4 protein-coding genes are annotated in these 14,538 nt (G+C 56.9%); all 4 read left to right on the top strand.

All coding sequences use genetic code 11. The features are described from left to right. Positions 1 to 12: 12 nt before the first annotated feature. The 4 genes from BJP62_RS18620 to BJP62_RS18265 all read left to right on the top strand — a co-directional run bounded on the left by BJP62_RS18620 (position 13) and on the right by BJP62_RS18265 (position 14,355). Positions 13 to 1,557: a hypothetical protein gene (locus BJP62_RS18620; RefSeq protein WP_168163787.1), complete on the top strand. Its 1,545-nt coding sequence runs from the start codon at positions 13 to 15 to the stop codon at positions 1,555 to 1,557. Positions 1,558 to 1,665: 108 nt separating this feature from the next. Continuing rightward, positions 1,666 to 8,181, top strand: coding sequence for an Ig-like domain-containing protein (locus tag BJP62_RS04000; protein ID WP_168163786.1), 6,516 nt, complete (start codon positions 1,666 to 1,668; stop codon positions 8,179 to 8,181). Beyond that, positions 8,172 to 13,334 (top strand): RHS repeat-associated core domain-containing protein, encoded by a 5,163-nt coding sequence (locus tag BJP62_RS03995; protein WP_070526814.1) that lies wholly within the window; start codon positions 8,172 to 8,174, stop codon positions 13,332 to 13,334. Before BJP62_RS04000 ends, BJP62_RS03995 begins: the two co-directional genes overlap by 10 nt. Continuing rightward, complete coding sequence (locus tag BJP62_RS18265) at positions 13,306 to 14,355, top strand: hypothetical protein (protein WP_145927094.1); 1,050 nt, start codon at positions 13,306 to 13,308, stop codon at positions 14,353 to 14,355. Before BJP62_RS03995 ends, BJP62_RS18265 begins: the two co-directional genes overlap by 29 nt. Positions 14,356 to 14,538 lie beyond the last annotated feature (183 nt).

Here is a 14,538-nt window from a genome sequence, read left to right as displayed (position 1 = left end):
GAGGAAATGTTCATGAATTCTTCTGCTTCGAGACTGAAGCCTGCCCGAATGGGCTCTCTTGTAGTCCTGCTATTGGCGGCATTTTCCAGTGCATCCGCAATGGCAGCCTTTAACAGCGGCAGTACAGGTGCCGATGGCGCGCTGAATCCGACGGTAAATACTGAAATTCAACTGCCGCCTTCGGGCGTCTTGAACTACACCTCGGTAAATATCCCGACGGGTGTAACTGTAAAGTTCAAGAAAAATTCGGCCAATACACCGGTGTTTATCCTCGCCAGCGGCGATGTGTCGATTGCCGGCACGATTGATATTCGCGGTCTGGACGCCAAGGCGACTGGTACCTACGGCGATGGCGTATTGGGTGATGATGGTGTGCCTGGTTCCGGTGGCCCTGGCGGATACGATGGCGGGCGTGGCGGACGCGAAGACGCGGCGCTGCGGGCTGAAATTATTCGTGGTGGGGCAGGATTGGGACCGGGAGGAGGGCCGGGAGGGATTGAGGGGGGGAATGGTTGTGCAAATGGTTATAGCTACTACCCTTACGTCGGAAACGGCGGTGGCTATGCGACAGCAGCCTATGCGTACTATGCCGCTTACCAATGTGGTGTGAATGCAATTAAAACATTTGGTAAGTCGTACGGATCTGCACTGCTGCAGCCATTAATTGGTGGGTCTGGTGGTGGTGGCGGGCGTGGCGGCAAGAATTTCCCTGGCTCCGGCGGCGGCGGCGGCGGCGGCGGCATTTTGTTGGCCTCGTCTGGAAAAATTACACTGACGGGCACAATTGATGCGACCGGCGGCGATGCCGGCGGAGTAGCTGGCACGGATGTCGGTGGCCAAGGCGCAGGCGGCTCCGGCGGAGCAATTCGCCTTGTGGCGACCACCATCGCTGGGAATGGTGGAGTGTATGCAAACGGTGGCTGCATCAATTACAACAATTCGCGTCGGCAGTATTGTGATTCGACGGGTAACACAAATGGCTATGGCGGTTCGGTCGGACGAATCCGGTTTGAAGGCGAGGCTGTAACGTTCAATGGCACGTCTCAACCGACCTATGCGGTCGACAAACCCGGCCCGGTTTTCATCGCCGATGTGCCGGCGATTCGTATTGCCTCCGTGAGTGGCCAGAACGTGCCGGCCAATCCGACCGGCAATGCCGACGTGACCTTGCCGGCGAGCACGACCAATCCGGTGCAAGTGACTTTCCAGACCACCAATGTCCCGGCTGGTAATACAGTGCTGCTGCGCGTGGTCCCAGCATACGGTCAGCCGACCGAGGTGATCAGCTCGGCGATTGCCGGTTCGACGGCATCCGGGAGTGCCACGGTGTCGGTGACCTTGCCGCAAGGCCCAAGCACCTTGCAAGCAACAACTACATATACGGTGGTGGTTGCGGGTTCGATCGACTTGTCGCACTTCGCCAAGAACGAAACGGTGGAGAAGGTCGAGGTGACCGTTGCGCTGGCGGGTGAAACGAAAGCCCGTTTGGTCACGGCCAGTGGCAAGTATTACGACGTGTCCTATCCCGCACTTCGGGCCGCCGGCTTTGTTGGCTAATCCAGCGTCTTGATTTCGGCATTGACCACCCGGCTATTTGCATGGCCGGGTGGTTTGTCGTGTCGATGGCATGTGCCTGTTGCACTTGAATACGTATTGACCAAGAACATGAAACCAAAATCCAACCATCAGTCCGGCAAGCCCATGCTTCAAGCCGGGAGCGATCTCGTGTCTGGCGTAGGCTCGTACGCTGGTCATCGATATGCAGTCTCGGTGGTTGGATTGGCGCTGATGATGGCGCTGTGCAATGCAGCAGACCTGACCATTCAGGATGGCGTTGTAGTCAAATTCGGCGGTGATGCGCAATTGGTGGCCCGAGATCGCCTGACGCTCGGGAAAGGTGTTTCTTTGACTAGCGCAAAGGATGATTCGGTTGGTGGTCAAAGTGCTGCCAATCCACAATCACCTGCGCCGGGGGATTGGCGTGGTGTGCGTTTTGAGAAGTCGGCCAGTACCTCGGGTGCGTTTACACTGGAAGACCTGCAAATCCGTTATGTGGGCAATGGCGCTGCGCTGACGCTGCGCAGCGTCAGCCCGCAAATCAAATACGTGCAGATCAGCGATAACGATATTGGCCTTGCATTGCTTGATGGTGCTTCACCCTCAGTAACTGGGTCGAACTTCTCGCGTAATACAGTCGGGCTGATGGCCGACGGCCAAAGTTTGCCGGTGATTGGCAGTACTCAGTTTGTCGGTAACAGCAGCAAGGCCATCGACAACAAAACACCGACTTCGATCATTCAGGCTACGGGTAACTGGTGGGGGCACAGTACCGGCCCGAAGGACAGTATTGCCAATCCTCAGGGCCAGGGTGATGCCGTTTCAGCGGGAGTCAAATATGGCTCCTATCTGAGTGCCGCACCGCTGTTGAATCCAAGCGTACGTCTGACGAGCCCAGCACAGTATTTTGAACAGCACAATGTGTCGCTAGATGTTTCATGCGTCAACGCGACGGAATATCGAATTGCCGAAGGCGGCGCTTTTGCCGGTGTCTCGTTCAAGCCGTTACCTAATAGCCGCGCAACGGTAGATTTTGTCACCTCGGATGGTGATGGTCCCAAAGCCATTTCGGTGCAGTTCCGCGATACAGCAGGAACGGTTGTTACAGCTGCGCTGGCTGGCTCCGTATTGGTGGATACGCAAGCGCCAAGTCTGACGATTACTAACCCTGCCGCGGGTAGTGTGTTAACCCTGCCCATCTCTTTGGTTGCAGATGCAGCCGATGCGGCCGGTATCGCAGATGTTTCGTTTTACCTCGACGATAAGTTGGTCGCTAGCAAAAAAACACCACCGTTCTCTACTCCTTGGGATCCAGCATCGGTCACGGTTGGTGATCATGTCTTGCTAGTGAAGGCAACGGATGCGATTGGTCGCGTAACGCAACAGACCCGCCCAGTAACAGTCAGTGCTGAGCCCAAATATACAAAATGCGCTGATGAAAATGGCCGTTGTTCGTTCGCGGGTGAGGCGTTGGTAATTTATGGCGCCAACGGGGTATTTACCACGCCGAAGGTTTTTGGCGGTGGCGTTGATTGCACGAATGCAGTCTTTGGCGATCCGCTTGTTGGTACGGTCAAACAATGCCTCATGAAGCCTGTCACCGGTGGCGAGCCTGATAAGCAGGGGCCGACGATTTCAGGCGTGAAATATAACGGTAGTGTGCTTGCTGAAGGTGGGAGCATTACCCGTAATGGCACGTTGACTTTGGATGCCAGCGATCGCAGCGGCGTCTCCAAGGTCGAGCTGTTGCTGGATGGTGCCACCGTTGGCACTGCTTCCGGTGTTGGTAGCTATTCGGTGACGCTGGATATCAGCAACGTGTTGAATGGCGCACATGTGCTCGGCCTTCGTGCGACCGATTCGCTGAACAACGTCAGCACGCAGAACTTCAACGTCAACGTCGCGCACCAGTTACCGGATGCGCCGCGCTGGAGTAGTCCGGCTGCTGGCACGGTGACGCGAAATGCCAGCTTGCAGGTCATTGGCACTGCGCCGGCAGGCAACTCCGTACAGGTTCTGACCAATGGTCAGTCTGCGGGTGGGGCTGTGGTGGCCGGGAATGACGGCAAGTTCTCTACCACGGTCACATTGGTCCCGGGCAGCAACCAGATTCAGGCGACGGCATCCGATCAATGGGGGACGAGTGCGTTGTCGGTGGCCTTGCCGGTGACACTCGATGTGACAGTGCCGGTGAGCCCGTCCAATCTGGTTGCCGTTGCTCAGGTTTCGGGCAAGGTCCGCCTCACCTGGACGAAATCGACCGATCCGAACACGACAGGTTATGACCTCTACCGTGCCGCAGCTTCGTTTGCGACGACGGCCGAAGCGACCAAACTGAATCGCACTCCGCTAGCAGTGACGGTCTATGACGATCTGCCGACACAGGATGGGACTTGGTACTACCGCGTCGTGGCCGTGAACAGTGCCGGTACGCCGTCGGTGCCGACAGAGCTGGCCCAAGTCGTGTCGGACGGTACGGCTCCGCGTGCACTCTCGGTGGCCTTCAACCCACAAGGCAAAGTCGACCCGAGCAGTGGCCGTTTCGGCCAGGGCAAGGTGGGCGTGACGCTGAAGCTCAATGAAGCGCTGCAGGCCGACCCGTATCTGGCGATCGTGCCGCAGGGCGGGGCGCCGATCACGGTCGAGCTGAGCAAGACCGATGCCACAACCTACACCGGTTCCTTCGTCGTCGATGCCAACACACCGGCAGGGACTGCCAATGTGCTGTTCTCGGCCCGCGATCTGGTCGGCAACCGTGGTACTGATATTGATAGCGGTGCCACGCTCAAGATCGATACAGCCGGGCCGGAATTGACCGGCATCGCCGTCAATCCATCCGCACCGATCAAGAACGATGCAGCGCAACCAGTTCAGGTCACCCTGACATTCTCGAAGCCGACCAAGGGCACGCCGCAGGTGAGCTATTTGCTGTCCGGGCCGGTTCGCAGTGCGGTCGCGCTGGGTGGGCTGACCGCCGTCGACGCCACCACGTGGCGCGGTACGGTGACCTTGCCGAGCGATGCAGGCTTGGGCGCGCCTGAATTCCTGTCGTTCAGCATTCAGGCCAGCGATGATCTGGACAACGTGTCGACGAAGGTCTCGGCCTATAACCGCTTCCAGATTTATCAGGGCGAGCTGCCGCCGCTGGGCACGCCGTTCGGTTTGAGCGCCAAGGCGCAGCCGGGTGGCAAGGTCAAGCTGGCCTGGCAGGCCGTGGATAGCGCCAGTGCTTACCAGCTGTATCGCCAGGCGCCGGGTCAGAGCAGCCTGCAAGCGTTGGTGCGTGCCAATGGCGTCGAATACCTGGATCAGACGTCGCAAGACGGGGCGTACAAGTACGCGCTGGCGACGGTGCGCCAGTCGAACGGCCAGGAATCGCTGTCCGGTCAGAGTGCCGCAGTTGATGTGGTTGCCAGTGCCAATGCACCGGGTGCACCGCAGAACCTGACGCTGGCATTGACCGGTCAAGGCATCGTCGCCCAATGGCAAGCGCCGCTGGCAAGCAAGGTCGACAGCTACAAGCTGTATCGCGCCACTGGCACCAGCATCGGCAGCGTCGAGGGGTTGACCGCGCTGAAGAGCGGCATCAAGCAAACGCTGGCGCTGGACGCGAGTCCGTCGCCGACGCAAGGCGCGTACGTGGTCACGGCGCTGGATGCGGCGGGCAACGAGTCGGCGATCTCCAACTCGGCCTACCTGAACGCCAGCCTGCTGCCGGTCCGTAACCTCAAGATCGAGCAACTGGGTAACGAATTGCCGGTGGTGAGCTGGAGCGCACCGAATGGCAACGTAGCCGGTTATCTGGTCTATGTCGGCCCGGACGACAACAAAACCAAGCTCACGCCGAACGCGACGTCGTCGACCCGGTTTACCGATTCCGGTTACACCGCAGGCGAGCGTCGCTACACCATCGCCACGGTCGATGCCAATGGCGTCGAAATGCCGCGCAGCCTGTTGTTGCCGAATGTTGCAACGCAGATTGCGTCTGGTCTGCCGATCAAACGCGGGGTGATGAACAAGCTGCAAGTCCAGGTGGTGAACACCTCGAGCAGCGCCGTCGACAACGTTCGCGTCGACGTGCGCCTGCCGATCAACAAGGATGCAAGCCAGTTCAAGGATCACCGTTCCGAGCCGTTTGGCCTTGCGCCGAACGAGACCCGGCTGATTCCGGTGATCGTTGGTGGCTATGCCGATTTGCCGGGTAATGCACAGGCCCAGGTTGGTGTCGAGATTGCCGCCAATGAGGGCGAATTGGTCAAGATCGCGCGTAACCAGGCGGTCGATGTCACCGATGGTGCGCTGGTGGTCGGTATGTCGACCGATGAATTCACGCGTGGTGCGACCGGCAAACTCAAGCTCAGTATCGAGAACACTACAGACGTTGATGTCGAACTGCTGACCGCGACCAACAACGGCAACGGTGATTCGTCCGAGCTGCGCTTCAAGATCCTTGATGCCGATGGCAACGTGCTGGCGACGCAGCCGTACAAGCAGTCGCTGGGCGCCAATGTCGTCACGCTGATCAATGGCCAGACCGTGGCGCGCATTCCGGCGGGCAGCAGCTATGTCTCCGACGTGTTTGCTGTGAACGTGCCGAACTCGAGCCCGAACAGCATTCGCGTCAAGCTCGAAGTCGACAAACTGCGTTACCACTCGGGCCAGGATGATGAAGTCACCATTCCGGGGCGTGGTTCGGAAAAAACCGTTTCGCTGCTCGATACCGCCTATATCGGCGAAGTGACCGATGTCAGCCCGATCAGCTCGTTCGGCGATCAGGATGTCGTGATCGCCGGTCGTGCACTGGACCGCAGCACCAAGGCCCCGCTACCGAACTCGCGCCTCAAGCTGGTGCTGAACCAGCAGGGCTTCGAGCGCGTCTTCATGGTGCTGACCGATGCAACCGGCGGTTTCAGCTACTCCTTCAAGCCGACGCTGACCGATGCCGGCCTGTACAAGGTCAGCGCGGTCCACCCGGACATGACCGACCGGACCGAGCAGAAGTCCTTCACAATCAATCGCGTGACGGTTGGCCCTACGCCGTACAAGCTCGACGTACCGAAGAACTACCCGTTCACGATTCCGTTCACCGCCAAGGCTGGTGTCGGCACGGCCGCCCGCAATCTGCGTCTGGTACTGGACCCGGCCAGCCAGCCGACCGGTCAGGTGCCGGCCGGGGTAAGCGTGCAGTTGCCGTCGCCGGTGACGTTGGCCGAGCGGCAGACGCTGAACGTGCCAGCAGTCTTCACCGCCAACAACAGTGCGCAGCCAAGCGGCAGCCTGATCTTCAACGTCGTCAGCGACGAGCATCCGCAACCGCTGGGCCAGGTGATGGTGAATTACACGCTCTCTGAAGCGAAACCGTACCTGACCAGCACGCCGAGCTATGTCGAGACTGGCTTGGGGCTGGGCGAGAGCCAGGTTGAATCGTTCGTGCTCGAGAACAAGGGCCTGCAGGATGCGCTGAACCTGCAGTTCACGCTGACGCGTGCCGATGGTGGTGCCGCACCGGCGTGGGTGAGCATTGCCAGCCAGGCTAACGGTACGCTGGCCGTGGGCGAGAAGCGCTCGATCGATCTGAGCTTCACGCCGCCGGCCGGTACAGCGGAGGGCGTGTACGAGTTCAAGCTGCAGGTGCAGGGCGATAACGTGCCGCAGCAACAGCTCAACGTCTATGCCAGTGTGACGCAGTCGGGCAAGGGCAATGTGCTGTTCAAGGCCTCGGACATCTACACCGCGACGGTCGACAAGGCCGGCAAGCTGATTCCGGGCTTGGTCAATGCCACGATCACGCTGCAGAACGAAGACGTGACCACGGTGACACAGGAACTGGTCACCGACAGCATGGGTGAGGCGTTGTTCCAGAGCCTGCCGGCTGGCCGCTACAAGTTCCGCGCCAAGGCGGCAAACCATCAGGAGGTCGGCGGTCGTCTGCAGATCAAGCCGGGGATCACGTACACCCAACCGGTGTTCCTCGACTACAACCTGATCACGGTGGAATGGAGCGTACGTGAGATCGCCATCCAGGATCGCTACGACATCATCCTGAATGCGACTTTTGAAACCGACGTGCCCGCTGCCGTGGTCATGATGCAGCCCACCAGCGTCAACCTGCCGAAGATGAACGCGGGAGACGTGTATTACGGCGAACTGAGCCTGACCAACTATGGGCTGATTCGTGCCGACAACGTGCAACAGCATCTGCCTAAGAGCGATGGTTACTTCCGCTACGAATTTCTGACCGAAATACCATCGACATTGAGTGCTAAACAGCGCGTGACCATTCCATATCGTGTAGTGGCGCTACAACCGCTAGATATCGCTGCCAGCAGCGGTTCTGCATCCGGTGGCGGTTGTTACAACTACAGCAACAGTATGAACGTTAGCTGCCAGTACACCTGCCCCAACGGCAACCGTTCCAATTGTGGTGCTTCGACAGCTTGGTTCTCCGTTAGCAGCAGTACATGCGGTGGCGGGTCGGGCGGCGGTGGTGGTGGTGGTGGTAGCTCCGTCAGCATCGGCGGCTACAGTGGCTTTGGTGGCGGTGGCAAGAGCACGCCGCTGAAGATGAAGGGCAAAAAGTGCGTGTTCGTGCCGAAAGGTGATGGCGAATCGCAATGCAAATGACCAAGAAAGCAATGAATAACAACAAGTTGATTGCCATGCATTTGAAACGGTTTTGGGCTTGGTTTACCACGACTAGGCGCTGTGTGGCCGGAATGGCGATAGCCATTTCGGTCCTGATGGCGCCTCCGACACTCGCCGTTTCCGGCCTCACTGTCACGGTGCCGAACGGTTATGCCAACATCTCGGTCGAGGATTTGCGGGTGCAAAGTCCGGCCGGACCGGTGCGCTGGCAGCGCAAGTGGGACGGCCAGGAGTGGAAGTTCAATCCCCAGTGGGAAAGCCTCTCCCAATCCTGGAAGAACATGACGGGCGGGGTTGGGACAACCATCGGCGGTGGCGCCGAAAACGGCTGCTCGGTGTGGGTTGATGAGGACTGGCAGCCGTCCGGTGGTACTGTCACAGTCGGTGGTGCACCGGTCGGCAAGATGTCGGCGGAGCGGACGATGCCGTTCAATCGGGCGATGGGTGACAATGTCGCCGATTACCCGGTCGCGGCCAAGGTCAGCGTCGACTACGCCACGCTGTGCATGGGCGGCGGGATTTCATCACCCAACTTCGAATACGAAGCCTTCCGGCGCGGCAGCGAGCTCTACCTTGGCGACAACCAGCGCTTCATGTTCAGCGCGCGTGCCTTTATGGAGAAAACGGCTACGCGTGTCGCCGCCGGATTGGGTGATAGTGCGGCGCTTGCAAGCGGTAGTGTTGCGCTCGCTCCCAAACCGGTCGAGAAGGGCTTCCGCTGGGTACACAAGGACGGTGACTGGATCGAGTACGACGCCCGTGGACAAGTGCTCTCCTATGGCGACAAGAACGGCAACACCATCTGGCTGACCCGTGACGGCGGAGGACGGTTGGCAGGCGCGGTCGACGGTAACGGCCGGGTAGCCTTCAGCCTGCATTACTCCGGTGATTTGCTCACCGAAGTGCGCGACTACCCGATTGCCGGCAATGCCCAGGACCTGCCGGCGCGCAGCGTCAAATACCAGTATGACGGCGCCAACCGGCTGATCGCCGTGACTGACGTCCGCGGCAATACCATCCGCTACGACTACGACGCTGGCAACCACATTACCAAAATCACCGATCCCGAAGGCCGGGTCGAACAGATCGCCTACAGTGGTGACACCGTCGTCCAGCGTACCGCCCCGGACGGTGGTGTGACCGACTACGTGTTCGAGTACGACGACGTCAACAAGCAGTTCGCCAGCAAGATCACCGGCCCCGAAACCGCCGCCGGCCGCCGGGTTGAAGACCTAACCCATAACCGCCAAGGCCTGCTGGTGCGCCGCCTCGTCAACGGCCAGACCGACGAAGAGGTCAAATACGACACCGGTGCCCGTGCCGAACTGCGCACTAATGCCCGCGGCTTTACCGCCCGCATCGTCAAGAACGAGTTCGAACAGGTCACCCAGGTCGATTTGCCGGATGGCAGCAGCCGTAAGCACAGCTACAGCGCGCTCAACTTGGTGCCGACCGAAGAGGTCGACGAACTCGGCGTCAAGACCCAATACCAGTACGACGGCAAGGGCAACCTGCTGAAGAAGATCGAAGCCGCCGGCTTGCCTGAGCAACGCGTTACCGAATACCAGGTCAACAGCCAAGGCAAGGTCGTCAAAGCCACGCGCAAGGGGCGTACCGAGGCCAACGGCACGATGACGCCGGATGCAATCTGGCAACTGGGCTACGACGTGCTGGGGCAGATCAACCAGTCTACCGACCCTGAAGGCAACATCCGCCAATACCGCTACGATCGGGCAGGCAACCTAGTGCAATACACTGACCCGCGCGGCAGCGTCACGCGGTTTGAAGTTGATGCCGATGGCAATTTGCTCAAAACCGTCGATGCACTGGGCCGCAGCCAAAGCTACAGCTACGACAAAGTCGGTAATCTGACTGGCTTTACAGGTGCGCGTGGTAAGGCGATTCAAGTTGCTTATGATGCACTGAATCGCCATGTGCGTACCGTCAATCAGGTCGGGGGACAGTCCAAACTCAAATACGACACGCAAAGCATGCTGGTTGAAGAAACCGATGAAGATGGTCGTACTAGTCTGGCGGAATTCGATAACCATTTACGCCTGACTCGCCAGATCGATGCGGTGGGCAATGTCACGCAATTTAGCTACCAACTTCCAGATGGCACCCCAGGGGCCTTATATAACCCCACTGAAATCAAATACCCGACCTTTACCGAGAAAAATCGTTACGACCAACGCGAGCGGCCGACCACGCAGACGTTGTTGAACCCGAATCGCTTGGGCACAGAAGGGCTGGTCAGCAGCGCTGTTTATGACAAGCGTGGCCAAGTTACTAGCGAAACCGACGCAAATGGCAAGACTCGTTACCTTCGTTACAACGAGTTGGGGCTCCTGATAGAAATTACCGATAGTCTTGGCAACAAGACGCAGTCGCAGTACGACGCGCGCGGCAATACGCTGCAAATTAACGATGCAAACGGGCGGGTTAGCAAGTTTGAATATGATCGCAATAACCAGATCGTAAAAGATGTCCTGCCAATGGGGCAGACCACGCAGTACGGTTATGACGCGGCAGGCAATCTAAGCCAGCGTACTGATGCCAACGGCAATGTCAGTCGCTTTAGCTACGATGCTGCTAATCGCCTTGTTGAGGTCAAGCAGTACCGCAATGCTTCTACGCTGAATCGCACCACTACTTACACGTGGGACGAAGAAGACAACCTGCTCAGCTGGAGCGATGTCGACGCGATGCGGCCGGCAGGTCAACAGACCACCAGCGGCACCCTAAGCTACGACGACGCGAGCCGCAAGACCCGTGAATCGGTCCGCTACCCGATGCCGGGTGGCGGTAGCTATAGCCTGAGCTTCGAGTATGGCTACAGCTCTGCGGGCTACAAGACCAGCATTACCTGGCCTGACGGTACTGTCATCACTTACGGTTACAGCGGTAACGGGGGGATCGAAACTGTCACGGTGCCTGGCGAAGGTACGATCAGCATCAACGAGTTCAAATGGTTGGCGCCGACCAAGTTAACCTTGCCAGGCGGTACGACGCAGGAGCGCACGCTTGACGGGTTGCTGAGTCTGGAAACGTTGAAAGTTAAGAACCCTGGTCAGCAAACAATACTGGACGTCGCCAACACCTACGGCAAGGTGCAGGAACTGAAGGCCAACCAGCGCACCGACAGTACCGCTAACGGTAGCAGCAGCAAAGCCAGCAGCTTCAGCTACGACGACGAGACTCGGCTCACGCAAGTCCAGAACGATACCGGCGGCTTGTTCGGCACCGATACGGAAAGCTTCACACTGGATGCTGTAGGCAATCGCATTGCCCACAGCAAAATCAGCGGCGCATGGACTTACGATGCCAATAACCGGCTGTTGCAACGCGGTAGCGGTGGCAACGCCACGACTTACAGCTACGACGAAGTCGGAAACCTCGTCAAACAGACCGAGCCGGGCAACAAGATCACCCAGTACCGTTACGACACGCAGAACCGGCTGGTGGCAGTGCTCGACGGCACTGATAAGCTGATTGCCGAATATGGCTACGATCCGCTCGACCGACGGATCTGGAAGACCCAATATCAGGACGGCCAGCGTAGCTGGCTCAATCCGGCCAAGCGCACCTACTATCTGTACGCAGACGAAGGACTGATTGCCGAGGCCGAGCAAAACATCGACCTGAACGCCGACGGCAGTTTGCGCAACATTGGTGCGACAGCACTGGTCACGCAATACGGAGTCGAGCCCGACAGTGCATTCACCACTGGCGTGTTGTTTGCGAAAACCCGTAACAGCAACAACCAAACCGTTGTCGCGTATTACCACGGCGACGAATTGCCGAAGCCGCTGCAAGCCACCGACAAGGCTGGCAACATTATCTGGGCCGCCAATTACAATGCGTTCGGGCTGGCCACGATCACCACCCCGGCGGCGAGCGCCGAGCATCCTACGATCACGTCCAATCTTCGGTTGCCTGGGCAGTACTGGGACGACGAAACCGGCCTGCATTACAACTTCCATCGCTATTACGACCCGAATACTGGCCGTTACGTCACGATGGATCCGGTCGGGTTTGATGGGGGCATAAACAAGTATGCCTACGTATCCGGCAATCCCGTATCGGGTCGAGATCCGCAAGGTCTTTGCCTAGAGGATTTGTGCGTTGGCGAAGCCATTGCTTATGGGACCTGCGTGGCCGGATGCATGGCATTCGATGTCGCAGCTAACTACGCCTCGGGAGAGTGCCAGAACCTCGGAGCTTCGGCAAAAGAGTGTGCATTAACTTGCTTCGTTCCGTTCGGAAAACTTTTCAAATGGATGGGGAAATGGGCTACGCGTGCATGGGATGCATTTAATAATCTGCCTTGCGCGATTAACAGTTTTCCCGCAGAAACGCTTGTTCAAGTTAAGCCGGCCAAAGCCAAGGCCAAAGATGCCCAACTGGGGAAGGTGGAGTTGAAGCCGATCTCCGAACTCAAGGTTGGTGATGAGGTCTTGGCGCAGTCGGATTGGAAAGAAAAGGGCAAGTTGGCCAAGCGAGATCAGCGTTTGAGCTACGAGAAAATTTCTGACATTTTTGTTAGCAAAAAAGCACAGCTATTGATTCATCTGATGCTGGATGGCGGTGAGGAATTGACCGCAACCGAAGGGCATCCATTCAAAACTCCAGAAGGTTGGCGAGACGCCGTTCTGCTAAAGAAGGGCGGCAAGCTGCTGCTAAAAAGCGACGAAGATTCAGATGCGGAGCGAACGGTTACGATTGACGAAATTCGTACCGAACAGCAGACGTTGCCAGTTTTCAATTTGGAAGTGGCCAATGCACACACCTTCTTTGTTGGAGGGGATGGTGTATTGGTGCACAATGGCAAAGGCTGCAAAAAGGATATTGCAGGCACCATTTATAAGTTTGTAGATAAATATGCAAATAAAGAATATGTGGGAAAGACGATTAGGGAGGTAGAGCAGCGTATCAAAGAGCACGGCGCGAGAGTGAAAGACGGGGCTTATGAGGTGCTGGAGACGGTTAAGGGTACTGCCCGAGATTTGAAGAAGGCGGAGCAAAAGTGGATAGATGAGCTGGGTGGAAAGAAAAATTTAGCTAATAAAGTAGATGCCGTTGCCGATAAGAAACGGCCGCAGTATGACCTTCCTCCAAATCCAAATAAATAGGTTTGCTATGTCGAGTTTGAAGTTTTTTACTGTGAAAGGCGGGGTGGTTGCGCATTTTCCGGAGATGTCAAAAAATGTTTTTGTAACAGTGGATGGCGACTGGGAATCAGGTTTCTCGGATCAGTTTAGGGCGTGCGGAGTACGAAGATTATTCATCAATTATGCACACGGATGGTCGGGTGGTTCTCTTGATTTTTTGCATGAAATAGCTGATTGTGTTGATGAACTTCAAGTTATATTGGTTGATCCGATTGACTTGCACCCCATCGAGCAACTTTCAAATTTAAAGTCGCTTGACTTGGATGTTAGGTTTAAGCATAGCTTTAACTTTGCAAGACTAGGAAGTCTAAAGCGCTGTGCCGTAAGTTGGAATGGAAATTATTCGTCGCTTCTTGAGTGTGGTGGGCTGGAGCATTTGTATTGGTACGGTTATGACGGTGACACAATTCCTGAGGTGCAATTTGCCGATTCTTTGATTTCGCTTCGCTTTGCTGCAAGCAAATTTTCCGATATTGCAGGAGTTGCGCAGTTTAAGACGCTCAAAGAACTGGCTATGACACGAAATTCAAGGCCTTTTGATCATGCTCCGATTGCAATGCTGACTAACTTGGAGTTTTTGGACTTGGATTCCACTAGGTTTCATGGGGTTGAGGCGATAGAAGGTTTGTCATTACGGTATTTGCATTTGGCGTCTTATTCGGGGGCGCTTAATTTGAATTTTGTTGCTGGTATGCGCACTTTGGAGGAGTTTGCTACTGCCGATTTGCGAGGAGGGGTGGAGAGTATCACTTGTTTAGAGAGACTGGAAAATTTGAAGATATTGATGCTTTTCCATAGCAAGGTATTGGACTTGGATTTGAGTGTGATCAAGCGACTGCCGTTAATTCAGTATGTAAGCTTGGATATGAAGCGTGGATATAATGTTAGCCTGAAGGAGCTGGAGGCGCTGGGGCTTTGTGATGAGTGGCGCCTTGATGCGGTGCGCTCAAATATTGTTAGACCATCCGATGCATTTGAATGATTTTTGTTGGGCCTTGATGTTGATTGATTACGATTTCTGCTTCTTTCTGAGAAGGCAGGATGTATTGTGGCCGAGTAAAAAAAGGATGCTTGATTGATTTGCCCCAAATGTTATCACCTCCGTCCAAGCGATAGCCCGGCCCCCGATTGGCAGTGCCCGGCTTGCGGGGCGGTTTACGCCAAG

Origin of the sequence: Jeongeupia sp. USM3 (assembly GCF_001808185.1) — a bacterium.
GTDB lineage: Bacteria > Pseudomonadota > Gammaproteobacteria > Burkholderiales > Chitinibacteraceae > Jeongeupia.
This window is presented reverse-complemented; position numbering and strand designations above follow the sequence as displayed.